Origin of the sequence: Mycobacterium sp. ENV421, from assembly GCF_002887815.1 — a bacterium.
GTDB lineage: Bacteria > Actinomycetota > Actinomycetes > Mycobacteriales > Mycobacteriaceae > Mycobacterium.
In genome coordinates this window covers 31,097-54,689 of the sequence record NZ_PDHO01000021.1, presented here as the reverse complement: position 1 = coordinate 54,689, position 23,593 = coordinate 31,097, and the positions used below count along the sequence as shown (strand labels likewise).

The following is a 23,593-nucleotide window of genomic DNA, read 5'->3' as shown; positions in this document are numbered from 1 at the left end:
GTCCTTGCTCAGTCATCGGCTATGCCGGCTCCGGCCAGAGCGGGCATGGTGGCTTCGCGGTGCAGCATCGAGTGCGCACCCGTCTTGAAGCGCTCCATCAGCTGGACGACCGTGCTGCCCTCCGGGGTGTGGCCCCAGATGCTGATGCCTGCGTGCGTACTTGGTTCCCAGGTGGATTCGTCGACGACGATGGGGTTCCAGCCCACTTCCCATTCGAAGCCCGACGGGCTCACCGCATAGAACGACAGCTCCTTGTCGTTGGTGTGCTGGCCGATGGACAGCGCCATGTCGAATCCGAGTTCCTTCACTCTCTGGTAGGCCAGTGTCATGTCGTCGAGTTCGGCGACCTGGACGTTGCAGTGCTGGATCCGGGTACGGATGGGGTTGACCGGCAGTCGGTTCACCGAGGCGATGGCGACGCTGTGATGACGTTCGTTGACCCGCAGGAACCGGATCTTGAACTTCAGTCCGCTGATCGTCTCGTCGATGTAGTCGGACAGACGCGCATCGAACACCGTGCTGTAATACCCGCGCATCTGGTGTGGCTTACTGGTCGCGATCGCGACATGGCCGAGTCCACCTGTGCCGGTGACGAATCCACTGGTGCCGAGTTGCAGCGGCGTATGCGCGGAGCCGGACCTGACGTACACCTCCTGGGTCAGCCCGTTGGGACCCGGAAAGCGGATGAAACGCTCGACACCGCGCAATGCGGATTCCTCCGGTGAACCCTGGGTCACCAGCACTCCGTGGCCGCGCACCCGTGCTTCGATGGTCTCGAAGCACCGGTGGTCGTCGACCTCCCAGCCCAGGGCGACGGTGTCTTCAGCGGGTCCGCGCTGCACCAGGAAGCGGCAGGCGTTGTCGTCGAGGCGGAACCGCAGCACGTCGGGCAGCGCGTCGTCGAGGTGCATGCCGATGGCGTCGCGGCCGAATCTGGCCCAGTCGGAGAACTTCTCGGTTTCGACGACGAGGTAGCCCAGATGGACTCGGCCGAACACGTCGGTGTTCATGCCAGGGCCAGCTTCGATGCGGGGGACAGGAACTCGGCCACCAGATCGTTGAACAGATCAGCTCGCTCCCACTGCATCCAGTGCCCGGTGTGCGAGGTCATGACGAGTTCGGCGTTGGGCATCAGATTGGCCAGCATCGGCCCGCCCGTGGGGCGGTTGACCTTGTCGTCGCGGCCCCACAACACCAGGGTGGGGGTGCCGAGCCGGCGCAGTCGTTTGTCCCGGGTCAGATCCATTCGCCACAGGGTGCGTATCCCGGACGGCCGGCGCAGCGGCGGGTTGGCGACCACCTCAGGATCGATCGACGCCTGATACCGCAGATCGATCAGCTCGTCGGGGACTGCCGCGCCGTCGAAGACCAGATAGTCGCGGATGAACGTGGCGAGCTTGTCGCGGCTGGGTCCGTCACCCGGGTAATACGACAGCAGGTTCTTCAATCCGGCGGTGGGCAGGCCGCGGGTGGTGCCGATCCCGCCCGGGCCCATGAGGACCAGCTTGCCGACTCGGTGCGGGGTGTCCAGCGCCAGGCGAAGCGCGGCCGCACCGCCGTAGGAGTTGCCCACCAGATGAGCTGTGTCGAATCCCAATTCGTCGAGCAGGACGCGCAAGGTGTCGGCCAGGTAGCCGAACGGATCACGATGATCGACGTACTTACTCGACCGGCCGTAGCCGGGCATGTCGGGGACCACGACTCGGTGACGGCGGGCCAGCGCGTCGATGTTGCGCGAGAAATTCGACAACCCCGACGCCCCGGGACCACCACCGTGCAGCAGCACGACAGGCGGGCCGTCACCGCCGGTGTCCGTCACGAAGATATCGGCGCCGTTGGCGCGGACGTGGTACTCGGATTGCACAGTGGTCATGCGTGGTCCTTCACTCGGGTGGCTCGTACGGTGAGCCCGGTCGGGGGAGCGGGCAGGGGGTGGGCGTCGTCGCCGGCCGCGTAGACGAACCCGTCGGGCCGCACCGCCAGGACCGTTGCCGTCTTCTTGGCCAGCCAGTCGATGAGCCTGCCGTCGCGGTCGACGATGCCGTCGGCACCCGGGGCGCTACCTGGCGCAGCGATCTTCACGACCGGGACGCCCGCCAAGCGCCAAGGCAGCCAGGATTGTTCGGTGCCGGTGTGCACGATCGTCCATTTGCCTGCGATGAGGTCATCGAGGCGAACGCTGGCACCGTGCTCGTCGAGGACCCACGGCTGAGGCATCAGCCAGCCGGTGGCCGCGGTGCCGTTGTGCGCGAGCAGGCCGGCCCGGTAGCGCGCATCCGGAAGCCATCGGTGATTACGCAACCACGCCGTGAAGCCGGGGAGCTTCCCTACGAATCGGAAGAATCGACTGCGCACGGCCGCTCGAAAGGGGTTGTGCTCGATGATGATGTTGCCGACCTTCACCGCGCGACTGGTGACTTCCTTGACGTGCGGCAGCCGTTCTTCCTGATAGGTATCGAGCACTGAATCTGGAAGAGAACCGGTCACCACGGCGTGCAGTTTCCAGCACAGGTTCGCGACGTCGCGGATGCCCGCGCACATACCCTGGCCGATCCATGGCGGCATCGCATGCGCCGCATCCCCGGCGAGAAAGACCCGGCCCACTCGCCACCGGTCGGCGAATCGGACGTGGTGGTTGTAGCAGGCGAAGCCGATGATCTGGACGTTCGCTCGCGTTATTCCCTGTTGGTGCAATACTTTCCAGATCGCATCCTCGGTGAGGAGGTCATCCTCGTCTTCGTGCTCGCGCACCGGGAATTCCCATCGGTGGTGGCCCAGCGGAGTGGGGCAATCGACCGTCGGACGTTCGGGGTTGCAGTGAAAGCGGAGTTGGTCGTGACCCGGCCAGCTTTCGATCACCTTGGTGTCGATGACGATCCAGCGCTCCGAATACGTTCGGCCGGTGAAACCGACGCCCAACTGTCCGCGAATCGCGCTCGAGCCGCCGTCTGCGGCAATCACATAGCTGGCCCTGATGCGTTTGAACTGGTCGTGAGTGAGGTCGGCCAGCATCAACTCGACCGAGTCGGACCGCTGGGTCAGACGTAGACACTCGTGTTCGAGAAGCAGCGACACGTTGGGGAATCGGGCCACGCCCTTTCGCAGGACGCCCTCCACCGCCGGCTGGTAGATGAACTGCTGCGGCGGGTGGCCGTTGCCCCGATCCGCGGGGAGCAGTTTGACAATGCTCACGCCGCGGGCGTCGACAAAGTCAGCGCCGGCACCGGGCAGCATGTCGGCGTTGAGCTGGTCAGCCAACCCGACCTGTTGCCAGATCCGCAGCACCTCCTCGTCAGTGGAGATGGCCCTGGCCCGGAAGTAGACATCGGGGTCGCGTTCCACCACCACAACTCTCAGGCCCAGCTGGCCGAGCAGGTTGGCGGCGGTCGCACCCACCGGGCCGTAGCCGACGATCGCGACGTCGTACGTCGAGGCGCTGTTCATAGCTGTCTCCGATCCCGGCTGCCACGTCCACGGTGACGGGCACTTGTTCCGTAGTGATCGCTACGGTAGTGTAGTGATCACTACAGAGTCAAGAGATGAGGCGGAAATGGCCACAGCGGACAAGCCGAAGCGCCGTGCCAAGCGGGTGGACGGCGAACTGTCGCGCACCAGAATCCTCGACGCCGCCACCGAGATCGCAGCCGAACGCGGTTACGAGGGAACGAGTATCGGTGCGGTGAGCGCAAAGTGCGGACTGCCCGCCAGCTCGATCTACTGGCATTTCGCCGACAAGGACGACCTGATCGCCGCGGTGATCGAACGCAGCTTCAACAACTGGATGGCGGTCTGGCAGTTGCCCGAGGATCTGGTTGCGGTCGACCGTCTGATGGATGTCGCAACGGGGACCGCCAAGGCGCTGATGGAGTCACCCGACTTCCTGCGCCTGGGCCTCATGCTGGCGCTCGAGCGCCGGCCGGTCGAACCGAGGGCGCGGGCGATGTTCGTCAAGGTCCGCGAAGAAGCCTTCGACGCGATGAGTCGAAGCCTCGATCGTCTGGCGATCGGACTGACCGAGGGGCAGGTCCGGGAGCTCGCGACGTATGCGATCGCCGGTGCCGACGGGCTGTTCATCGCCAAGGAGATCGGGGGAGACGCGGTCGATCTGGTGTCCTTGTTCACCCTGCACGGGCAAGCCCTGTATGCGACCGCGATGCGGATGGTCGAAGAGAACGCTCGATGATGCTGTCGCGCAGTGAGATCGAAGACGCTGCCGGCATACTCGCGGTTGCTGCCGAGCAGGCCCGCCCGACCGATCAGCTGACCGGTCGCTATCCCGGAATGGACGTCGGGGACGCCTACGCCATCCAGAAGGTGAACCTGGCTCGCCACCTCGGCGCCGGCCGCTGCGTGGTCGGCCACAAGATCGGTTTGACCTCCGAGCCGATGCAAACCCTTCTGGGTGTGGACGAACCCGACTTCGGTTACATCCTCGACGACATGGTGCTGGCCAACGACTCGACGGCGCAGTGTGCCCGGTTCTGCGCGCCCCGGGTCGAACCCGAGGTGGCCTTCCTGCTGCGGGCTCCGCTGCGCGGCCCGAACGTCACCGTCCGCGACGTGCGTGCAGCGACCAGCGCGGTGGCGGTGGCCCTCGAGATCGTCGACAGCCGAATCCGCGACTGGAAGCTGACTCTGCGCGACACGGTGGCCGACAACGCGAGTTCCGGTGCTGTGGTCGTCGGTGAGTGGGTTCCGTACTCCGAACACCTCGACCTGGCCGCCAGCCGAGCATCCCTGCGGCTCAACGGGCATGAGGTCGACACCGGCTTGGGTTCGGCCGTCCTCGGTGACCCGGCAGCCGCGGTCGCCTGGCTGGCCAATTCGCTCAGCGAGTTCGGAACAGAGCTCGCGGCAGGGCAATTCGTGATGTCGGGCTCCTTCACCGCGGCCGCGTTTGTCAGTTCCGGTGATATCGCCTCTGCCGCGATTACCGGTTTGGGTGCCGTGTCCGTGAGATTCACGTGAGTAGAGCCGTCTCCCCGGGACCGCGCTGGCCGGTCGCGATCCTCGGCTCCGGCAACATCGGCACGGATCTGATGGTCAAGATCCAGGGCAGCGACGGGCCGCTCGCACTGGCAGCGATGGTCGGTATCGACCCGGATTCCGAGGGTCTGGTTCGCGCGAGGCAACTGGGCGTGCCGACGACCGCGGAAGGTGTCGACGGACTGGTGCAAATGCCGGAATTTCCGGACATCAGGCTGGTTTTCGACGCGACCTCGGCCTCGGCTCACTACGCGAACTGGGACCGGCTGGCCGACACGGGTGTACGCGTGCTCGACCTGACTCCGGCAGCGGTCGGCCCCTACGCCGTGCCGGTGGTCAACCTCGACGATCACCTCGACGTGCCCAATCTCAACCTGGTGACCTGCGGTGGGCAGGCGACGGTGCCGATCGTCGCAGCGGTGGGGCAGGTCGGCCACGTGTCGTATGCCGAGATCGTCTCCGCGATCGCCTCGAAGTCGGCCGGCCCCGGAACTCGGGCTAGTATCGACGAGTTCACTGAAACCACTGCGGCCGCGGTGGTTTCGGTCGGGGGAGCCCAGCGAGGACGCGCCATGATGATCCTCAACCCCGCGGACCCGCCGGTCATGATGCGCAACACCGTGTACTGCCTGGTGGACGGAGACGTCGACCCTGGCGCGATCGAGCAGTCTATCGAGGTCATGGTCGACAGGGTGCGGGCGTACGTCCCCGGCTACCGGCTCAAGCAGCGGGTCCAGTTCGAGTTCTTCACCGCCGACAACCCGCTGTTCATTCCGGAGACGGGCACGTTCGTCGGTACTCGAGTCACCACGCTGATCGAGGTGACCGGCGCCGCCGATCATCTGCCTGCCTACGCGGGCAACCTCGACATCATGACCGCAGCCGCCAAAGCGACGGCCGAGCGAATTGCTCTGCACACCAACAGAACCGCCGGAGCATGGGCGTGAATGGCCAGCTGTACATCAGCGACGTCACCCTGCGGGACGGTATGCACGCCGTCCGCCACCAGTACAGCCTCGACCAGGTCGCGGCGATCGCCGGGGCGCTCGATGACGCCGGGGTGGACTCCATCGAAGTGGCCCACGGCGACGGTCTGGCCGGCTCGACGTGCGCCTACGGTTTCGGTGCGCATACCGATCTCGAGTGGATCGAAACCGTCGCGTCGGTGGTGCGCAGCACCAGGGTCGCGACCCTGGTGCTGCCCGGTATCGGGACCGTGCGCAACCTCAGAGACGCGCACCGGGCCGGCGCCACCGTGGTGCGGGTGGGCACCCACTGCACCGAAGCGGACACCGCCGCCAAACACATCACCGTCGCGCGCGAGCTCGGCATGGATGCGGTCGGGTTTCTCATGATGAGCCACATGGCCACTCCCGACGCGCTGGCTGGTCAGGCCAAGCTGATGGAGAACTTTGGGGCGAGCTGCATCTACGTTGTGGACTCGGGTGGCGCGATGGTGATGCCCGCCGTCGCCGACCGGGTCGACGCGCTTCGCCAGACGCTCCTGCCCAGCACACAGATCGGCATCCATGCCCACCACAATCTGTCTCTGGGCGTGGCGAATTCGCTTGTCGCCGTGGAGCACGGGGCCTGCCGCGTCGACGCGTCGTTGGCGGGGATGGGCGCCGGCGCCGGTAACGCTCCGCTGGAGGTGTTCATCGCGGCTGCGTCCCGGATGGGCTGGTCGCATGGCTGCGACCTCCATGCACTCGAAGATGCCGCCGATGATCTGGTTCGCCCGCTGCAGGACCGACCGGTGCGGGTCGACCGGGAGACGCTGACCCTCGGTTATGCCGGGGTCTACTCGAGCTTTCTGCGGCATGCCGAGGCCACCGCCGAGCGTTACGGCGTCGATGCCCGAACTCTTCTCGAGGAGGCGGGGCGTCGCAGGATGGTCGGCGGGCAAGAAGACATGCTCGTCGACATCGCACTCGATGTGCTCGCCGGCGCACCCCGAGGTCACGGCTGATCACGCAGCCGAGTCCGACCCCATCAGTTCGTCGAGATCGGGGAGCGGCAGGCGGCAGATGTCCTCGGCTTCGCCCGGGCTGACACCGAGCATCATCAGGACGCTGCGGGTGGCGCTGTCCGCGGCCTCGGCGCCGTCGCGCTCGCGCTGATTCTGCAGGAGCTGGCCCAGGCCCATCAGTGCCCCTGCGGCGACGGACAGAGCCAGCTCGGGATCGGTCACCGTGAACCGACCCGCTTCGGCCGCGACAGTGATGTCGCGCAGCGCCCGTGGGCCCAGCCCCCGGTCGGCGAACATCAGCGTCAGGCCCGCGTTGAGCAGCACGCGCGAGGTCTCGGGTCGCTGGCGGAATAAGCGCCCGACGATCCGGAAGCTGCGGGCGAAGGTCAGTGCCGGGTCCTCGCCGTCCACCGCGAGCCTGTCCAACAGTGCGCCCAGTGCATCCAGGATGTCGTTGACCGCGGCCTCGAACAGCTGTTCCTTGCTATCGAAGTGGTTGTAGAACGAGCCCATCCCGACATCGGCGGCCTGGGTGATCTCCAGTACCGGCGCATTCAGCTTTCCGGCGGCGATAAAGCTTTGAGCTGCGCGAACGAGCGCAGCCCGGGTCTGCATCTTGCGTCGTTCCAGGCGGTTTCCCGCCGCGGCATCACTTGCCATCAGCAGATATTAGCAGCAAATGTCATTTCTGATGATTTCGTCAGAAGTCTTGACTGATGATGTCCTCGTAAGTGATGATTTCGTCAGTATTCGACAGTCGAGGAAAGGGGACGCTGTGACGCAGCACCTCGACACCCATCGCAATCTGCACAGCGACCAGGGTGCGTTGCGCGGCGAACACCCGGGCCGGGCGAAGAACCCCATCATCAAAGTGCGTGATCTCGCGTGGTTGGAGTTCGAGAAGCCGGACCTGACCCGCGCCGAGACGTTCGCGCACGCATTCGGGTTCACCACCGAGCTGCGCACCGATCGGGAGTTGCACCTGCGCGGCGCGGACGGCGGCACGGTGTGCGTGATCATCCGTCGCGGGCCGCGCTCACGATTCGTGGGTCCCGCGTTCGCCGCGCACGACGTCGCTGACGTCGAGCGGCTGGCGGCGGCCACCGGGACACTGACCCGTCAGTCGCCGGACAGCATCGGCGGCGTGACCGTCGAACTCGTGGACCCGGCCGGAATGCCGGTGCGCGTCGTGGCCGGCATGCGTGACCTTCCGGAACAGCCGGCCCAGCCCGTTCATACGTTCAATTTCGGTCGAGAGGTGCTGCGTACGAACGCGACTCAGCGACCGGTGCGCGAGCCGGCGCGGATTCAGCGACTCGGACACGTGGTGCTGCAGAGCACCACGTACCGGCGGTCGCTGGACTGGTATCTGGAGCACTTCGGTCTGATCGTCAGTGACTTTCTCTACTACCCCGGCCAGCGCGAGCGGGGGCCGACCATGAGTTTCATCCGGTGCGACCAGGGGGCGACACCCACCGACCATCACACCATGGCCATGGTGCTCGGACCGGCGGACCGTTATGTCCACTCCGCCTATCAGGTAAGCGATCTCGATGCGATCGCCGCCGGCGGCGAGTACCTGCGAGAGCGCGGCTTTCGCAGGTCATGGGGTATCGGTCGTCATATTCAGGGAAGTCAGATCTTCGACTACTGGCGCGATCCGGACGGCTTCCTGGTCGAACACTTCAGCGACGGCGACTTGTTCGACAACACCCTGGAACCAGGATGGGCGCCGATGACGGCCTCCGGGCTCGCCCAGTGGGGGCCGCCGGTGACCAAAGACTTCCTCGGCATCGCCCCCGGCAAGGAATCACTACGCGAGCTGCGCTCGATGCTGAACGCTGTCCGCGACGACAACGAATTCGACCTCACCCGCCTGCGGGGACTACTGAAAGTGGCACGCTCATGACGATTTCGGTCTATCGCACAGCTGACGGATGGTGGGCCGGCACAGCCGACTCAGTCGCCCGGATCGCCACCACGGCAACCACCACCGCTGCGCTGCTGGCCGACCGGACGGCCATCGATGCCGCGGTCGCCAACACCGAGACGGTGGCGCCGGCGACGCTCGAACTGCTCTCGCCGGTCACCGCCCCATGTCGCGTCGTTGCGCAGATGACGAACTTCGCGTCGCATGTCATCGACACCGGAGGCGACCCGAAGTCGGTGCCGCTGACGTTCTTTCGGAAGGCATCGGGGTCCATCACCGGGCCCGTCGACGACATCGTCAAGCCCGCCCACGTCCGACTGCTGGACTACGAGGTGGAGATCGGCCTGGTGATCGGTGCCGACGTCCCCGTCGGCACCACTGTCACCGCGGACAACCTCGCCGACTATATCTGCGGACTTGTGGTGACCAATGATGTCAGCGCGCGGGATGTCCAGTTGACCAAAACTCAGTTCTACGAAGGCAAGTCGTATCCAGGTTTCACCCCGGTGGGACCAGCCCTGGTGCTGGTGGACCGCGACGAACTGGCCCGCTTCGACGACCTGCGGCTACGACTCAAGGTCAACGGGCAACTCCGGCAGGACAGCACGGTCAAGGCCGACATGATCTACAAGCCGGTCCAGGCCCTGGCGGCGCTGACCCGCTTCCAGGCACTGTCCGCCGGTGACCTGATACTGACCGGCACCCCGGTCGGTACAGCACTGTCCGCACCCCCCAAAGCGGTGCAGAAGCTCTCCGCCCTGCTGCCTGACGAACTGAAGTGGAAACTGTTCTTCGCGGGCCAGGCCAAGAACACCAACTATCTGCATGATGGCGACATCGTCGAGGCCACGGTCGGAACCGACGACGGCAAGATCGACCTCGGAACTCAGCGCAACCCAATCAGATTCGCATGACGGCGCTGCCCGCCTTCATGCCTGTGGTGATCGTCGGTGCCGGCCCGACAGGCGTATCGGCGGCGACCGCACTCGCCCGATACGGCGTCGACTGCCTGGTGCTGGACCGCTGGACTGATGTCTATCCTCAGCCGCGCGCGGTCCACCTCGACGACGAGGTGTTCCGGCTGTTAGCGGGACTGGGAGTCGGCGAGCAGTTCGCGGCGATCTCACGCCCGGCCCGTGGGCTTCAGCTCCGCGATCCGGACATGCGTGTGCTGGCCGAGTTCCGCCGTGAAGAGGCGCTGAGCGCCAACGGCTATCCGCAGGCCAACATGTTCGACCAGCCGGATCTGGAACGACTGCTGCGCGACAACCTCGAGAAGCATCCGAACGCCGTATTACGGGGCAACACCGAAGTTATCGACGTCGTGCCGATCAGCGCCGACCGTGCACGCGTCACCGTCACCGACCGGTCCACCGGCGAGCAGCACTGTGTCGAGACGCGCTATGTGCTCGGTTGCGACGGCGCGAACAGTCTGGTGCGCAAGGCGATCGGTTCGGCCATGGACGACCTGAAGTTTCAGCAACGCTGGCTCGTCGCCGACGTGATGACCGACGCCGACCTGGGCCAGTGGGACGGCGTGCACCAAGTCTGCGACCCCGGCCGCGCCGCCACCTACATGCGCATCGGACCATCCCGCTACCGGTGGGAGTTCCGGTTGCTCGAGGAGGAAACCGCCGACGACTATGCCACGCTTGCGGCGCTGTATCCGCTGATCCGTCCCTGGGTGGACGGAGTGGCCCCCGACGAACTGGATCTCGTGCGGGTCGCCGAGTACACCTTCCGGGCTCAGATCGCCACCCGGTGGCGCCGGTCGAACATGTTCATCCTGGGCGACGCCGCTCACCTGACCCCGCCGTTCATCGGCCAGGGATTGGGTGCGGGACTGCGCGACGCGATGAATCTGTCGTGGAAGCTGGCGGGCGTGATCAGCGGCTGGCTGCCCGAGGCGGTGCTCGGCAGTTACGAGGACGAGCGAAAGCCGCACGCCCGCAATCTCATCCGCTTCGCGCTGGCTGTGGGAGCGGCAATGACCGCAGGGGGTCGCGTCGGAGATGCGCTGCGCAGAATCGTCGTGCCCCGGTTGCACCTGATCCCCGGCGTACGAGACAAGGCCGTGGACAGTGCGACACCGGGACTGCGCGCCAGTGGCCTGGTCATGAGGTCGCCGGGACGGCGACAGCTTGCCGGCAGACTCTGCCCGAACCCGATTGTGTCGAACGGCAAACGATTCGACGAGATCGTGGGCCGCGCATTCGCGGTGGTCACCGCGGTGCCAATCACCACAGCGCAACGCGACGAGATGGATCGCCGTGGCGCCGTCGTGATAGCGGCGCAGCCCGGTACGGAATTGGCGTCATGGCTACGCGCCGGGCGGGCCGCGGTGGCGGTGGTCCGTCCGGACCGTACCGTGCTGACAGCGGGCCGGAGCGTGGCGAAAGTGCTTGACGCAGTGCCGGCTTTCGCGCCGCACGTCCAGGCCGCCCATGTCTAGGCCGGCCATCGCGGTCCCGACCTACGAGCCGGACCTGTACTCGACGCAGGCGATCCTCGACCCATACCCGCACTACGCGCGGCTGCGACAGCTGGGCCCGGTGGTCTGGTTGCCCAAACAGCGGGTGTATGCGCTCGCTCGCTACACCGAATGCAAGACGGTGTTGCGCGACGACGACGGGTTCATCTCCGGCGACGGCGTCGGTCTTTCCGCGGTGTTCAACAAGCTCTCGCGGGGCACAACGCTCAACAGCGACGGTGAGGAGCACGACCGACGGCGCAAGCTGCTGGCCCACCGGATGCTCCCCAGAGCCCTGCGAGAGCTCGACGAGGTCATCGACAGCCAAGCCAGGGATCTCGTCGCGAGTGCGGTTCGCCGGCGCAACGTCGACGGCGTCGCGGATCTCGCTACGGCGCTTCCGGTTTCAGTGGTACCCGACCTGGTCGGTTGGCCCCGGGATCGGCGACAGCACCTGTTGCGCTGGGGCGGTGCAACGTTCGATGTGCTGGGTCCGTTGAATCGGCACGCCGCGCGGTCGGTGCCGGCCAGCCTCCAGATGCTGCGGTTCGCGCGCGCCGTGGTCCGCGACCGCACTGTGCTGCCCGGCAGCATGGGTCATGAAATCCTCGAGGCGGCAAAGGGTGGCGCGATGAGCGCGCAGGAATGCTCCGCGCTCATGGTGGACTATCTGGTGCCATCCTTGGACACCACCATCAGCGGAATCGCCAGCGCACTGGCGTTGTTCGCGCGCCACCCCGGCCAGTGGGATCTGCTTCGCGCTGACCCGGCGCTGGTTCCTGGTGCCGTCAACGAGGTGCTGCGCTACGAATCGCCACTGCGCGCGTTCAGTCGCAAAGCCCGTCGCACCACCGAGGTGTCCGGCGTCGAATTGCCCTCCGGATCACGAGTATTGGTGCTCTATGCCTCGGCCAATCGTTGCGAGCACGAATGGGAGCAGCCCGATGAGTTCGATATCCGTCGCAATGCGGGCCGACACCTCGGGTTCGGCCACGGAACACACGCCTGCGCGGGCCAGGCGCTTGCGCGCCTGGAGATGCAGGCGATGTTGCGCGCGCTGTGTGACGGCGTCAGCCGGATCGAACTCGCCGGCCCGCCAACGTGGGCGGTGAACAACATCATCCGCTGCTATGAGCGGCTTCCGTTGCGACTCGTGGCGGCCTGACCGGCGGCGCGCTAGTTGACCGGTACGTCGAGGATCGGGCGCTGAACCCCGGCGCCGGGGCCGTCGAAATGCCACCACTCACCGGAATAGACCGCCAGGCCGCCGTCGGCCATCGCGGCACGCAGCCGGGCGCGGTTCGCTTGTGCCGCCGCGCTGACCCCGGCGGTGGCGTATGCCTGCGCGCGGGCGGAGAAGTCGTCGAAGTCCGTGCCCATGTCGACGAGCCGGCCGCGCTCGGCGATCGTCACGTCGACGGACCGTCCCGCCTCGTGGCTGCGCGCATACGGACCGGGCTTGGCCACCCACGCCGGATTGGGCACCTCGTCGAACATCCGGACCTGAACGTCGTGCGGGCGGTAGCAATCCCAGAACACCAGCACGTCTCCTTGCGCTCGGAGATCGTCGGCGGCCTTCGCCAGCCCCGGCGCCATCGAGTTGTGCACCAGGCACCGCGCGTCAGCGGGGTAGAGCGGCACACCGACAAAGTTGTTCGGGGTCGCATAGCGCAGATCGACGACCGCGTCAGGCACCACCGTTCGCACATCGACGAAGCCGGCCGCCGCGGCCTGCGGGCTCACCGGCGGAACCTCGGCGCCGGGTGCTGCACCGGCCGGCACCGCCGCCCCGATGCCGATCACGACCGCCGCTGCGAGGGTCGGCACCGTCCGAATCGCGCTCATGTCAGGACGACTGGGTCTGCGGCGGAGTCTCCAGCCGCCGGTCGGCGGTGAGTAACAGGTTGTCGTAGGCCGCCCGCGACGGTGAACTGTCCGACTGGGAGAGGGCGACGAAATCAGCGACCACCTGCTCGGCCAAGAGTCGCAGTTTGATGTTGGCCTCCTGGGACCGCCAGCGCAGCAGTTCGAACGCCGCCTCGGACTCGATGCCGTACACAACCATCAGCATGCCCTTGGCCTGCTCGATGGTCGCCCGGTTCTCGGCGATCTCGGCGATAGCCTGGCTGAACTGCTTCTGATTACGGTCTTCGGTGGGCGTGACGTCGACGTAGAAGCCCTCGGTGCCGACCACCTCGCCGCTGTCGTCGAGCAGCTTGTCGGCCACCACGATCACGTGATGGATCTGGCCGGTGGTGTCGACGATCCGATGCCGGGTGCTGAAGGCCTGGTGGTGCCGTCGGACGTCGTCCAGCGTGGTTGCCACCTGTTGGTAGTCGTCCGGATGTTTGTGGGACAGCACCAGCTCGGTGGTGGGCGAGACCGTGCCCGGCTCGTAGCCGTGCATCATCTGGACCTCGTCCGACCATTCCCAGCGCTCGTCGGCGAAGTAGAACCGAAACTGTCCGACCTGCTGCGGACGGACGCCGGCCACGCCGTCGTCGCTGTCTGTCGCCGGATTCTGATCCGCAACCATTGACACCCCTCGTCCGACAACCCGTTCGGTTGTCGCCCTCCACGATTCTCCGCAGGAACCTGGACGCCGACGAGTGCCGTGTAGGCAGAACCCATCGCCATCCCAGGTTCTGCGGGCATTTTTTTCTACACCGTCCACCGGTTCGTTTTCAAGCGGCTTCTTGGCGTGCATGAACAACTGACGGTTTCTGAGGCTCCGGTGACACAAGTGACGGATGTAACAAAATGCGTTCTGGTCCGACAACACCGGTACAGGGCGTTCACGGCATGGGGACGCCGCCCTGCGAGCCGCGGAGGATATGACGGTGAAGCGCATGACGAACGCACATGTCTGGGTCCGCAGCGCCTGTCTGGGGATCGGCGCGGTGGGCGTGTCCGCGGCCATCTTGTCGGCCCCGATGGCGGGCGCCGACCCGGCCGATCCCGCTGATCCTGTCGTACCGACGGTCGTGGCCGGCGACACCAGCGCCCCGCCGGCAGATGTATCGGCCCCCGCGCCAACGACCGCGCCGACGCCGGCGCCGGTGCAGCATCTGTCCAGCCCGGACAACCCGCCGCCGGGCACCACCACCACGGGCACCGACACCGCGCCGCAAGGCCGGTTGAGCTACCTGCGGGACCTGCTGCATGCGATGCGCACCCAGGAGGTGTCGGGCAGCGACGCATTGCTGTTGCTCACCCAACGACCGCTCGACGCCAACGCGGCGCCGCCGCCCGGCATGTCGTCGACCCCGACCGGGCCGGTCGGAACATCAGCCGCGCCACCCGTCGCCGACGCGGGCGCGCCGGCGAGTTAGGGCCGGCCGCCGCAGCCCATCACGCACTGTCGGCGACGCCGACCACCACCTCGTTGCGGCGGCGGCACGGCAGCGTCCACGGCGGATCGTAGAACCACGCCAGGGGTTCACCCGTGGGCTCGATGTCGTTGCGGTGCAAGGCTTTCATGAGCTGGCTGGTGCGCTCGGAGACCGCGTCGGGGCCGATGCTGCCGTTGAACCGCAGCACCGCGACGGTCTCGGGGGGAACCACCACGAGCCGCACCCGGTCGTCATTCGGGGTGGGCAAGGTCTCCAGGGTGTACTTCGATGGCATGAAGAAACGGATCACCCATTCGCCCGAGGCGTTGCGTTGCGTCGCGACCGGCGCGGTCATTGCGATCTTCTCGCTGGGCTGTTGGGCCACCGGCGCGGTCATCGCGATCTTGGCGCTGCCGGAATTGCCGCCGAAGATGTAGCGCGCCAGCAACCGGAATCCCTGATTGCGGGCTGACTCCTCATCGGCATCGATCGCCGTCTCGGCCGCGACGCGGGGTCCGTACCGGCGAATCTCCACACCGTCGACCACGCGCTCGACGGTGAAGGCCGGCTCCTCGGTGCCAACCCGAATTCCCACGATGTTGCCCACGCCCTCGGCGACTTGCACCACCGCTGTCGCAACAGTCTTCAACACGAGCGCCTCCTTGTTCTATTGCAGGCATACCCTCCCGGCAGGTGAAAGTCGATTACCTGTTTCTGACGCACTTTCTCCCCTGCTGTCGGCCCGCGCGAACGGGCCAGATATCGTCCGGGCATGACACGGGTTTCGGTAATCACCGGGGGCGCGGGCGGCATGGGTCGGGCCACCGCCAGGATCGTCGGCCGGGATCACACGGTGGTGCTCTGCGACGTCCGGCAGGACCGGCTCGACGGCGCCGTCGCGGAGCTGGAGAGCCTGGGGATCTCGGCGACACCGGTGCACGGCGATGTCACCGACCGCGATGCCGTCGCGCGACTGTTCGAGACCGCCGCCGGCCTCGGGCCGATCGCGTCGGTGATCCACACCGCGGGTGTCAGCCCGAGTATGGGCGACGCCGACTACGTCATGACCACCAACGCCATCGGCACTCTCCGGGTCAACGAAGCGTTTTTCGCCACGGCCGCCGACGGATCGGCGATCGTCAACGTGGCGTCGATGGCGTCGCACATGCTGCCCGACGAAATCGTCCCCGCCCAACATTTCGATCTGGCCTTCACCGATGAACCACGGTTCCTGACCGAGATGCTGGCGGCGTGCGACATCGCGGGGGAGGAGATGCGCTCCGGGCTGGCCTACAGCGTGAGCAAGACCTTCGTCAGGTGGTACAGCTCCGCACAGGCCGAGCGGTTCAACGGCCGCGGCCTGCGCATCGTCTCGGTGTCGCCGGGATCTGTGGACACCGAGATGGGTCTGTTGGAAGCCGACGCCGGTGCCGGCGCGATGGTCGCCAACGCCGCGGTGCCCCGCTGGGGGAAGGCCGAGGAGATGGCCGAACTGTTCGCGTTCTGCGCGAGCGACCGGGCCACCTATCTGACCGGAACCGACATCCTCAACGACGGCGGCGTGATCGCCTCGATGCGCGAACGGGCCCGGGTGGCCGCCCAAAACGCCTAAGGACGAGTCAGTTTCGCGTACCGAGCGCGGTGCTCGTCGGTGGAGCCGAACTCGTATTGCAGCGCGGTGAGTCGCTTGAAGTAGTGGCCGATCGCCAATTCCTCGGTCATCCCCATGCCGCCGTGGAGTTGGACGGCGTTCTGGCCGATGAACCGCGCGGCTCGCCCGATGGTCGCTTTGGCCGCCGAGACCGCCCGGGCCCGAACCTTCGGCTCGGCCTCGATGTTCAGGACCGCGAGGTAGACCGCGGCGACGGACTGCTCGAGCTCCATGTACATGTCGACCATGCGATGTTGCAGAACCTGGAACGTGCCGATCGGCTGACCGAACTGCTGGCGTTGCTTGCAGTACTCGACCGTGTCGGACAACACTTTTCGCATGCTTCCGACCGCCTCTGCGCACACCGCCGCCGCGCCTTCGTCGCGAGCGCGGGCCAGCGAACCGGCCGCGTCCTCGGTGAGCAGCGCGTCGGCGGGCAGGCGCAGGCCGTCGAATGTGAGGTCGGCTCCGCTCCGGTCGTCGATGGTGCGGTAGCCGTGCACCTCGACTCCGGGCGGCGGGCTGGCGGGGTCGAATTCGGTGAGAAACAGCGAAACCCCATGCGGGTCAGCGGGTTCACCTGAGGTTCGGGCGGTGATCAGCAGATGGGTGGCCAGCGGGGCGGCGGTGACGACGATCTTGTTGCCGGTGATGACCCACTCGTCGCCCGCGCGGACCGCGGTGGTGGACACCGCGTGGTCACCGTTGTCCGGCTCGGTGCCGGCCAGGACGACGATCGCGCTGCCGTCCGCGATGCGCTCCAACAGCGCGACAGCGGATGGGTGGTCGGCGCGCTGCAGCAGGCCACCGGCGACCACGACGGTGTCGATGAAGGGCTCGATCACCAGTGCGCGGCCGAGTTCCTCGGCGATCACCATGATTTCGACGGGGCCGCCGCCGATCCCGCCGACCGACTCCGGGAAGGCGGCGCCGAGGATGCCGAGGTCGTCTGCCAGAGCACGCCAGATCTCGGGCTGCCAGCCTGGTCCGATCTTGGCCGCGGTGCGGCTCTTCTCGAGGTCGTAGCGGGTGGCCAAGAACTTGCCAAGGCCGTCGCGCAGGAGCTCTTGTTCTTTGTTCAGGTTGAAGTCCATTACAGCCCCAGGGTCGCTTTGGCCAGAATATTGCGCTGAATTTCGTTGCTGCCCGCGTAGATCGAGCCGGCCCGGTCGTTGAAGTACCGCAGCGGCGCCACCGCCTGCCACGGCTGGCCGCTGACGTAGCCGTCTGCCGGCGGCTCGAAGTCGGCGACCGGACCGCCCGGCTTGGTGGCGTGCGGCTGGTATGCCCGGCCGTGCGGGCCGGCCGCTTCCATCGCCAGCTCGGTGATCGCCTGCGAGAGTTCGGTGGACAGGATCTTCAGCATCGACGACGCCGCGCCCGGGTGGCCGCCTTCGGCGACCGTTGTCAGGACCCGGAATTCGAGGATCTCGAGTACCTCCGCGCGGATCCCGACATCGGCGAGCTTGGCGGCGAACGCCGGGTTGTCGATCAGCCGGCCGCCGTCGGGCCCGGGCTGCTCGGTCGCCGCCGTGGCGATGGCCCGGGCCATCGCCTGCAGCCCCGGTGCCGTCGCGCCGCCGCCGCGTTCGAACTCCAGCAGATACTTGGCCACCGTCCAGCCGTCGTCGATCTGGCCGATCACATTCGATGTGGGCACCCGCACCCCGTCGAAGAAGAGCTGGTTCTGCACCTGCTCGCCGGAGGTCATCACCAGCGGCCGGATCTCGATGCCCGGAGTGCTCATGTCGATCAGCACGAAGGTGATGCCCTGCTGCTTGCGGCCCGTACGCGAGGTACGAACGAGGGCGAAGATCCAGTTGGCCTCGCCGGCATGGGTGGTCCAGATCTTGCTGCCCGTGCAGACCAGGTCGTCGCCGTCCCGCACCGCCGACATCGACAGCGACGCCAGGTCCGAGCCGGCCTCGGGTTCGGAATAGCCCTGGCAGAAGAAGACCTCGCCGGTGAGGATGCGGGGGAGGAAGTAGTCCTTCTGCTCAGGCGTGCCGTAGGCGATGATGGCGTGGGCGACCATCGAGATCCCCATCGGCGACAGCGCCGGAGCCCCGGCGAGAGTCGACTCGCGGCTGAAGATGTAGTGCTGGGTCAGGGTCCAATCGCAGCCGCCGTATTCGACCGGCCACGCCGGAGCGGCCCAGCCCCGCTCGTGGAGGATCGCCTGCCAGGCCATGCTGGCCTCGTGGTCGGCGTAGACGCTGGTCATCAGGCGGCCGGCCTGCCGCAGTTCAGGAGTGAGCTTCTCGTCCAGGAACGCCCGCACCTCGTCTTGGAACTCGAGATCTTTCGCCGACCACGACAGGTCCATCAGCTGTTCCTCCATCTGCACACGGCCGTTCTCAGAAGTAACCGTAGCCCGTCGTCGGTGGCGGGCTTGCGCTGGGTGTCACTCATTCTGCGCTCTCGGGTTTGAGGTGCCCCAACCCGGGGAACAGGTCGGGAGGACGCCGTCGGGCGTCCCCCCACACGTGACACTGAGAGGCTCGGTCCCTGGACAAGGGACCGGGCCTTTCGTCTGTTCACGGTAGGTTTCAGTCCATCGTGTCCGCTGTTGAAATACTCGCCGCCGACGTCGCCGGGCTGCTCGACACGGCGCCGGGCCGGGTTCTGGTGGGCATCACCGGGCCGCCGGGCGCCGGGAAGTCGACGGTGGCGCAAGCGCTCTTGGGCCGTTTCGACGGCGCGTCCTACGTCCCGATGGACGGCTTTCATCTGTCCAACGCGGTGCTCGAGGAGTTGGGCCGACGTGACCGCAAAGGCGCGCCCGACACCTTCGACGCCGCCGGTTATCTGGCCGTCCTGCGTCGCATCGTCGAGGAGTACGGCCGTGAAGATGTCTATGTGCCTGCCTTCGAGCGTCGCCTCGACGAACCGGTGGCCGCAGGTCATGTGGTGCCCGCGACCAGTCGGCTGGTGATCACCGAAGGCAACTATCTGGGTTTGCCCGACGGCGCGTGGGCGCAGGTGCGGCCGCTGCTGAACCGGCTGTACTACGTCGACTGCCCGGCGCGGCAGCGGCGGGTGCGGTTGGTTCGGCGGCACGTCGAGGGCGGCCGCACCCCGCAGGCCGCGGCGGAGTGGGTGGACGCCGTCGACGAATCGAACGCCCGGCTGATCGCGACTGCAAGGCCGCGTTGCGATCTCGTCGTCGACGGCTGTTAGCAGCAGCGGGCGCTCGGGTTGGCGTCGGCGTCGCTGTGCCGCTTGCGCCAGTACTGCGCCTCGCTCAGCACAGGCTCGCCCGGGTGGGTGCGGACGCGATGCTCGACGTAGCGGCGGTAGTGACTATCGCCCATCAATGCGCCGACGTACCAACGGATTTGGCGTGCTGCGCGGGTAGCGCGTCCCATTCCTTCTGCACCTCCTTCTCCGCGGAGGTGGAGATCAACCCGGACGGCCCGAAGATTTTCGACGGCACCGGGGTGTCGTCGCTCAGCGGCGGGCCGCCGCCCCGGATGGCCCGCACCGCCACGATCACGCCGACGGTGAACACGATGACCACCGCGGCGGCGAACACGATCGACAGCGTGCCCTGAATGAAGGTGTTGCGGATGACGGCGTGCAGCTGGTCGGCGTTCTTGGCCGATCCGAACGCTGTCTTGCCCGCCTCCGCGGCGGCGCGGTACTGGAAGTGCTGAGTCCAGTAGCCCACCTTCGGATCACCCGAGAAGATCTTCTGCCACGACGCGGTGAGCGTGACCGTCAAATCCCACAGCAGCGGGATCGCCGGAATCCACGCCCATTTCAGCAGACCCCGCTTGATCACCACCACGGTCACGACGGTCAGCGCTATCGCGGCGAGCAGCTGGTTGGCGATGCCGAACAGCGGGAACAGCGTGTTGATTCCGCCGAGGGGATCGGTGACACCCATCAGCAGGATGGAACCCCAGCCGGCAACCACCACGACACTGCAGATCCATGCCCCCACCCGCCAGCTCGGATTGCGCAACCGGGTGAACGGGCCGCCGAGGTTGGCCAGTCCGTCGGAGAGCATGAACCGGGCGACCCGGGTGCCGGCGTCGACGGTGGTCAGAATGAACAACGCCTCGAACATGATCGCGAAGTGGTACCAGAACGCCCTCAACCCCGGTCCGCCGAACACCTGGTGCAGCACCTCGGACATGCCGAACGCCAGCGTCGGTGCCCCACCGGTGCGCGAGATGATCGAGTGCTCACCGACGCTCGCGGCGGCGTCATTGATCTCCGCCGGGGTGATCGGGGCGCCGGACAGGCCAAGGCCGTTGACGTACTTGGCGGCCGTCTCGGCCGTCGCGCCGGTCTGGGCAGATGGCGCGTTGATCGCGAAGTAGAGGTGCTGGTTGAGGATGGCGGCGGTGATCAACGCCATGATCGCCACGAACGACTCGGTGAGCATGCCGCCGTAGCCGATCAAGCGCATCTGGCTTTCCTTCTCCAGAAGCTTGGGCGTGGTGCCCGATGAGATCAGCGAGTGGAAACCGGACAGCGCGCCGCAGGCGATGGTGATGAACAAGAACGGGAACAGCGATCCGGCGAACACCGGACCGGAGCCGCTCTCGGCGAACTTGGACACCGCCGGGGCCTCCATGATCGGCCGGGCCAGCAAGATCCCGACCGCCAGCAGCGCGATGGTGCCGACCTTCATGAACGTAGACAGGTAATCGCGCGGCGCCAGCAAGAACCACACCGGCAGCACCGAGGCCGCAAGGCCGTAGATGATGATGCACCACGACAGGGTGACCTTGGACAGGGTGAACCAGTCTGCGCCCCAATCGGTTCCGGCCACCCATCCGCCGCTGGCGACGGCGAGCAGCAGCAGGGCGACGCCGATCACGGAGACTTCGGAGACTCGTCCCGGCCGCAGGAAACGCAGATAGAGACCCATGAAGATGGCGATCGGAATCGTCATCGCGATGGAGAACACCCCCCATGGGCTTTCGGCGAGCGCGCCGACCACGACCAGCGCGAGCACCGCAAGCAGGATCACCATGATGGCCAGCACCGCGATGATCGCCGCCGCCCCGCCGAACGCCCCCAGCTCGTCGCGGGCCATCTGGCCGAGAGACCGTCCGCGGCGGCGGGTGGAGATCGCCAGCACCAGATAGTCCTGGACGCAGCCGGCGAAGACCGCGCCGAGGATGATCCAGATCGTGCCGGGTAGATATCCCATCTGCATGGCCAGCACCGGTCCGACGAGCGGGCCCGCCCCGGCGATCGCCGCGAAGTGGTGACCGAACAGCACCCGCCGGTCGGTGGGCATGTAATCGGTACCGTTCTCGAAGATCTCGGCGGGAGTGGCGTGTTCGTCGCGCGGGCGCACGATCTTCATCTCGATGAGCCGGGCGTAGAACCGGTATCCGATGACGTAGGTGCAGATCGCGGCGATGACGAACCACACCGCGTTGACGGTCTCGCCGCGGAAGAACGCGATGATCGCCCATGCGATCGCGCCCAGGACCGCGACGGCACCGAAGATCAGCTTGTGCCGGAGCGTGATCGGTGACCGGTCGACGATGGCCACCGGCGGCAGCTCAGGGTCGGTGCGGATGTAGGTGACGTCGCCCCTGGTCTCTTCCATGTGTTCCGACGGCGCGCCGGTCGGTGCAGCCACAGTGTTTCTCCCTTGCGCCAGATGTGCAGTGTCGGGCCGTGCGGTGATCCTTTCATTCACAGGTTCGGCGGGCCTCCAATTGGGGCGGATTTCGGCGGGTCTGCGACCAGTCGGTCCCATCCCGAAACCACCCGCTTGGGGGATGCCCCTCGCGGCTTGTGCCGTCACCCTCTATCGCAACCGAGGAGGTGGGCCATGCCGCCATGGCGTTTGCGCGACTACCGCGACGATGACATCGACCAAGCGATCCAGGTGTGGGATCAGAGCCGTGCGCCCGGGTCGGGTGAGCCGGTGTTCACCGTTGCCGAGGTGATGGCCGCCGCGCGTTCCGGGCAGCCGGCCGTGGTCGCCGAAGTGGGCGACGAGGTGGTCGCCATGGCCGTGGCGCAGACCCAGGGCGAACGGGCCTGGATTCTGCTGGTCGCGCTCGGCTCGCGGTGGCGCTACCGCGGCATCGGCAGCGCTCTGCTCAGTGACCTGGAGCGACGGCTGCGTGCGCAGGGGGTGCGACGCATCTGCGCGGTGTTGCCCGACGGGGCCACCGGTGCGGCGGCGATGGAGAACTCCGGCTACGCCCGCCGGGAGGGTTTGGTCTATTTCGAGATGGTCGAGCATCTGGGCCTGGACCAGGCGAATCTGCTCGACGAACTCGGCGGTCAGTTCCTGCCGCCCGGCCTATTCGACGAGATGGCCGGCATGGAGCAGGAGAAGCAGATCATCGAGCGGCGCATCGTCGACCCGCTGGCGCACCCGGACGTCGCTGAGCGCTACGGGGTGCAGCCGCCCAAAGCGGTGATCCTGTTCGGACCGCCCGGAACCGGGAAGACGAGCTTCGCGAAGGCGATCTCGTCGCGGCTCGGCTGGCCGTTCGTGGAGCTCTTCCCGTCGCGGCTGGCAGCCACCGGCAACGGTGGGCTGGCGGCCTCGCTGCGGGAGGCGTTCGCCGAACTGGCTGAACTCGACGAACTGGTGTTGTTCATCGACGAGGTGGAGGAGATCGCGACCGCACGCTCCGGCGCGAGCACCGCCGAGCTGGGGGTCACCAACGAACTCCTGAAGCTGATCCCGGCCTTCCGGCAGAAGGACAACCGGCTTCTGGTGTGCGCGACCAACGCCGTCCACTCCCTGGACTCGGCGTTTCTGCGGCCCGGCCGCTTCGACTACGTGATCCCCGTCGGTCCGCCGGACCAACCGGCCCGCAGGGCGGTGTGGCAGCGCTACCTCGGCAAGGCGCTTGTCCATGTCGACGTCGACGGTCTGGTCGGCGCCTCGGAGTTCTTCACCCCGGCCGACATCGAGTTCGCGGCGCGCAAAGGCGCACAGGCCGCCTTCGAGCGCGAGATGCGCCACGGCCTCGGCCAGCCGGCCACCACCGAGGACTACCTCGCTGCGATCGGCGAGGTCCGACCGACCCTGACCGCCGACATGCTGGCCGAATTCGAGCGCGGCAAAACCGATTTCGCTCGCGTGTAGTGCGGGTGCGGCGATGACGTCGTCGACGCTGTTGTTACCGAGAAGAACTGCGAGAAGAGGGCGCGGTAACAACAGGCTCGGTGAGCGCGAGTGGCACCGGTTGCGGCAGCTCCTTAGAATTTCCATAAGTTTCCCTTATTTTTCTTAATCTTGGTGTAGGGTCACTTCTCATGG

At 66.8% G+C, this 23,593-nt stretch carries 23 protein-coding genes; 12 read left to right on the top strand and 11 right to left on the bottom strand.

Features of this window, described 5'->3' with window-relative positions:
* Window positions 1–8: 8 nt before the first annotated feature.
* From CRM90_RS21550 to CRM90_RS21540, 3 genes are read right to left on the bottom strand one after another with little or no spacing between them, the layout of a single operon-like run.
* Complete coding sequence (locus CRM90_RS21550) at window positions 9–1,010, bottom strand: VOC family protein (RefSeq protein WP_102808971.1); 1,002 nt, start codon at window positions 1,008–1,010, stop codon at window positions 9–11.
* Window positions 1,007–1,873, bottom strand: a complete 867-nt coding sequence (locus CRM90_RS21545) for an alpha/beta fold hydrolase (RefSeq protein WP_102808970.1) — start codon at window positions 1,871–1,873, stop codon at window positions 1,007–1,009. The genes CRM90_RS21550 and CRM90_RS21545 overlap by 4 nt, the downstream gene beginning before the upstream one ends.
* On the bottom strand, window positions 1,870–3,444 hold the full coding sequence (locus CRM90_RS21540; protein WP_102808969.1) for a bifunctional 3-(3-hydroxy-phenyl)propionate/3-hydroxycinnamic acid hydroxylase: 1,575 nt from the start codon (window positions 3,442–3,444) through the stop codon (window positions 1,870–1,872). The genes CRM90_RS21545 and CRM90_RS21540 overlap by 4 nt, the downstream gene beginning before the upstream one ends.
* Window positions 3,445–3,550: 106 nt before the next feature.
* Here CRM90_RS21540 and CRM90_RS21535 point away from each other — a divergent pair, with 106 nt between their 5' ends.
* From CRM90_RS21535 to dmpG, 4 genes are read left to right on the top strand one after another with little or no spacing between them, the layout of a single operon-like run.
* Window positions 3,551–4,183: a TetR/AcrR family transcriptional regulator gene (locus tag CRM90_RS21535; RefSeq protein ID WP_102808968.1), complete on the top strand. Its 633-nt coding sequence runs from the start codon at window positions 3,551–3,553 to the stop codon at window positions 4,181–4,183.
* Complete coding sequence (locus tag CRM90_RS21530) at window positions 4,180–4,968, top strand: 2-keto-4-pentenoate hydratase (protein ID WP_102808967.1); 789 nt, start codon at window positions 4,180–4,182, stop codon at window positions 4,966–4,968. Before CRM90_RS21535 ends, CRM90_RS21530 begins: the two co-directional genes overlap by 4 nt.
* On the top strand, window positions 4,965–5,933 hold the full coding sequence (locus CRM90_RS21525; protein ID WP_102808966.1) for an acetaldehyde dehydrogenase (acetylating): 969 nt from the start codon (window positions 4,965–4,967) through the stop codon (window positions 5,931–5,933). Before CRM90_RS21530 ends, CRM90_RS21525 begins: the two co-directional genes overlap by 4 nt.
* Window positions 5,924–6,955, top strand: a complete 1,032-nt coding sequence (gene dmpG, locus CRM90_RS21520) for a 4-hydroxy-2-oxovalerate aldolase (protein ID WP_502693299.1) — start codon at window positions 5,924–5,926, stop codon at window positions 6,953–6,955. The genes CRM90_RS21525 and dmpG overlap by 10 nt, the downstream gene beginning before the upstream one ends.
* Here dmpG and CRM90_RS21515 read toward each other — a convergent pair whose 3' ends face one another.
* Entirely contained in the window at window positions 6,956–7,618 is a 663-nt protein-coding gene (locus tag CRM90_RS21515; RefSeq protein ID WP_502693301.1) for a TetR/AcrR family transcriptional regulator, read from the bottom strand. It abuts the gene before it with no gap.
* A gap of 112 nt (window positions 7,619–7,730) precedes the next feature.
* Between CRM90_RS21515 and CRM90_RS21510 the strand changes: the two genes are divergently transcribed.
* The 4 genes from CRM90_RS21510 to CRM90_RS21495 are packed head-to-tail and all read left to right on the top strand — an operon-like array spanning window position 7,731 to window position 12,520.
* The gene (locus tag CRM90_RS21510; protein ID WP_102808964.1) at window positions 7,731–8,864 is read left to right on the top strand and encodes a VOC family protein; all 1,134 of its coding nucleotides are present in this window, start codon (window positions 7,731–7,733) and stop codon (window positions 8,862–8,864) included.
* Window positions 8,861–9,799: a fumarylacetoacetate hydrolase family protein gene (locus CRM90_RS21505; RefSeq protein ID WP_102808963.1), complete on the top strand. Its 939-nt coding sequence runs from the start codon at window positions 8,861–8,863 to the stop codon at window positions 9,797–9,799. Before CRM90_RS21510 ends, CRM90_RS21505 begins: the two co-directional genes overlap by 4 nt.
* A complete protein-coding gene (mhpA, locus tag CRM90_RS21500) occupies window positions 9,796–11,337 on the top strand; it encodes a bifunctional 3-(3-hydroxy-phenyl)propionate/3-hydroxycinnamic acid hydroxylase MhpA (RefSeq protein ID WP_233209442.1) in 1,542 nt (513 codons plus the stop codon). Before CRM90_RS21505 ends, mhpA begins: the two co-directional genes overlap by 4 nt.
* Window positions 11,330–12,520, top strand: a complete 1,191-nt coding sequence (locus CRM90_RS21495; RefSeq protein ID WP_102808962.1) for a cytochrome P450 — start codon at window positions 11,330–11,332, stop codon at window positions 12,518–12,520. The genes mhpA and CRM90_RS21495 overlap by 8 nt, the downstream gene beginning before the upstream one ends.
* Before the next feature lie 11 nt (window positions 12,521–12,531).
* Here the strand turns inward: CRM90_RS21495 and CRM90_RS21490 are convergent, their stop codons facing one another.
* Both CRM90_RS21490 and CRM90_RS21485 read right to left on the bottom strand, forming a co-directional pair.
* On the bottom strand, window positions 12,532–13,200 hold the full coding sequence (locus tag CRM90_RS21490; protein ID WP_102808961.1) for a M15 family metallopeptidase: 669 nt from the start codon (window positions 13,198–13,200) through the stop codon (window positions 12,532–12,534).
* 1 nt (window position 13,201) lies between these two features.
* Window positions 13,202–13,891: a PAS and ANTAR domain-containing protein gene (locus tag CRM90_RS21485; protein WP_102808960.1), complete on the bottom strand. Its 690-nt coding sequence runs from the start codon at window positions 13,889–13,891 to the stop codon at window positions 13,202–13,204.
* A gap of 313 nt (window positions 13,892–14,204) precedes the next feature.
* Between CRM90_RS21485 and CRM90_RS21480 the strand changes: the two genes are divergently transcribed.
* Entirely contained in the window at window positions 14,205–14,687 is a 483-nt protein-coding gene (locus CRM90_RS21480) for a hypothetical protein (protein WP_142391416.1), read from the top strand.
* A 19-nt stretch (window positions 14,688–14,706) separates the two neighbouring features.
* Here the strand turns inward: CRM90_RS21480 and CRM90_RS21475 are convergent, their stop codons facing one another.
* Window positions 14,707–15,339: an SOUL family heme-binding protein gene (locus CRM90_RS21475; RefSeq protein ID WP_102808958.1), complete on the bottom strand. Its 633-nt coding sequence runs from the start codon at window positions 15,337–15,339 to the stop codon at window positions 14,707–14,709.
* A gap of 120 nt (window positions 15,340–15,459) precedes the next feature.
* On the opposite strand from CRM90_RS21475, the gene CRM90_RS21470 reads away from it, so the two are divergent.
* Window positions 15,460–16,299, top strand: coding sequence for an SDR family oxidoreductase (locus CRM90_RS21470; RefSeq protein ID WP_102808957.1), 840 nt, complete (start codon window positions 15,460–15,462; stop codon window positions 16,297–16,299).
* On the opposite strand, the gene CRM90_RS21465 is transcribed toward CRM90_RS21470, so the two are convergent.
* A complete protein-coding gene (locus tag CRM90_RS21465) occupies window positions 16,296–17,432 on the bottom strand; it encodes an acyl-CoA dehydrogenase family protein (protein ID WP_102808956.1) in 1,137 nt (378 codons plus the stop codon). The two genes, CRM90_RS21470 and CRM90_RS21465, sit on opposite strands and share 4 nt — an antisense overlap.
* Window positions 17,432–18,664 (bottom strand): acyl-CoA dehydrogenase family protein, encoded by a 1,233-nt coding sequence (locus tag CRM90_RS21460; RefSeq protein WP_102809001.1) that lies wholly within the window; start codon window positions 18,662–18,664, stop codon window positions 17,432–17,434. Before CRM90_RS21460 ends, CRM90_RS21465 begins: the two co-directional genes overlap by 1 nt.
* A 233-nt stretch (window positions 18,665–18,897) precedes the next feature.
* On the opposite strand from CRM90_RS21460, the gene CRM90_RS21455 reads away from it, so the two are divergent.
* The gene (locus CRM90_RS21455) at window positions 18,898–19,518 is read left to right on the top strand and encodes a nucleoside/nucleotide kinase family protein (RefSeq protein WP_233209441.1); all 621 of its coding nucleotides are present in this window, start codon (window positions 18,898–18,900) and stop codon (window positions 19,516–19,518) included.
* On the opposite strand, the gene CRM90_RS21450 is transcribed toward CRM90_RS21455, so the two are convergent.
* On the bottom strand, window positions 19,515–19,652 hold the full coding sequence (locus tag CRM90_RS21450) for a CstA-like transporter-associated (seleno)protein (protein ID WP_502693298.1): 138 nt from the start codon (window positions 19,650–19,652) through the stop codon (window positions 19,515–19,517). The two genes, CRM90_RS21455 and CRM90_RS21450, sit on opposite strands and share 4 nt — an antisense overlap.
* Entirely contained in the window at window positions 19,652–21,946 is a 2,295-nt protein-coding gene (locus CRM90_RS21445) for a carbon starvation CstA family protein (RefSeq protein ID WP_199189987.1), read from the bottom strand. The genes CRM90_RS21450 and CRM90_RS21445 overlap by 1 nt, the downstream gene beginning before the upstream one ends.
* Before the next feature lie 195 nt (window positions 21,947–22,141).
* On the opposite strand from CRM90_RS21445, the gene CRM90_RS21440 reads away from it, so the two are divergent.
* Window positions 22,142–23,419 carry an ATP-binding protein gene (locus tag CRM90_RS21440; RefSeq protein WP_102808953.1) on the top strand — a complete coding sequence of 426 codons (1,278 nt, stop codon included), beginning with the start codon at window positions 22,142–22,144 and terminating at the stop codon, window positions 23,417–23,419.
* Window positions 23,420–23,593 lie beyond the last annotated feature (174 nt).

Excerpts from the sequence above, each read along its gene's own strand:
- CRM90_RS21480 (WP_142391416.1), top strand. The coding sequence starts at position 14,205 with ATGACGAACGCACATGTCTGGGTCCGCAGCGCCTGTCTGGGGATCGGC.
- CRM90_RS21530 (WP_102808967.1), top strand. The coding sequence starts at position 4,180 with ATGATGCTGTCGCGCAGTGAGATCGAAGACGCTGCCGGCATACTCGCG.
- CRM90_RS21540 (WP_102808969.1), bottom strand. The coding sequence starts at position 3,444 with ATGAACAGCGCCTCGACGTACGACGTCGCGATCGTCGGCTACGGCCCG.
- CRM90_RS21485 (WP_102808960.1), bottom strand. The coding sequence starts at position 13,891 with ATGGTTGCGGATCAGAATCCGGCGACAGACAGCGACGACGGCGTGGCC.
- mhpA (WP_233209442.1), top strand. The coding sequence starts at position 9,796 with ATGACGGCGCTGCCCGCCTTCATGCCTGTGGTGATCGTCGGTGCCGGC.
- CRM90_RS21505 (WP_102808963.1), top strand. The coding sequence starts at position 8,861 with ATGACGATTTCGGTCTATCGCACAGCTGACGGATGGTGGGCCGGCACA.
- CRM90_RS21535 (WP_102808968.1), top strand. The coding sequence starts at position 3,551 with ATGGCCACAGCGGACAAGCCGAAGCGCCGTGCCAAGCGGGTGGACGGC.
- CRM90_RS21550 (WP_102808971.1), bottom strand. The coding sequence starts at position 1,010 with ATGAACACCGACGTGTTCGGCCGAGTCCATCTGGGCTACCTCGTCGTC.
- CRM90_RS21465 (WP_102808956.1), bottom strand. The coding sequence starts at position 17,432 with ATGGACTTCAACCTGAACAAAGAACAAGAGCTCCTGCGCGACGGCCTT.
- CRM90_RS21460 (WP_102809001.1), bottom strand. The coding sequence starts at position 18,664 with ATGGACCTGTCGTGGTCGGCGAAAGATCTCGAGTTCCAAGACGAGGTG.
- dmpG (WP_502693299.1), top strand. The coding sequence starts at position 5,924 with ATGGGCGTGAATGGCCAGCTGTACATCAGCGACGTCACCCTGCGGGAC.
- CRM90_RS21545 (WP_102808970.1), bottom strand. The coding sequence starts at position 1,873 with ATGACCACTGTGCAATCCGAGTACCACGTCCGCGCCAACGGCGCCGAT.
- CRM90_RS21490 (WP_102808961.1), bottom strand. The coding sequence starts at position 13,200 with ATGAGCGCGATTCGGACGGTGCCGACCCTCGCAGCGGCGGTCGTGATC.
- CRM90_RS21470 (WP_102808957.1), top strand. The coding sequence starts at position 15,460 with ATGACACGGGTTTCGGTAATCACCGGGGGCGCGGGCGGCATGGGTCGG.
- CRM90_RS21440 (WP_102808953.1), top strand. The coding sequence starts at position 22,142 with ATGCCGCCATGGCGTTTGCGCGACTACCGCGACGATGACATCGACCAA.
- CRM90_RS21495 (WP_102808962.1), top strand. The coding sequence starts at position 11,330 with ATGTCTAGGCCGGCCATCGCGGTCCCGACCTACGAGCCGGACCTGTAC.
- CRM90_RS21450 (WP_502693298.1), bottom strand. The coding sequence starts at position 19,652 with ATGGGCGATAGTCACTACCGCCGCTACGTCGAGCATCGCGTCCGCACC.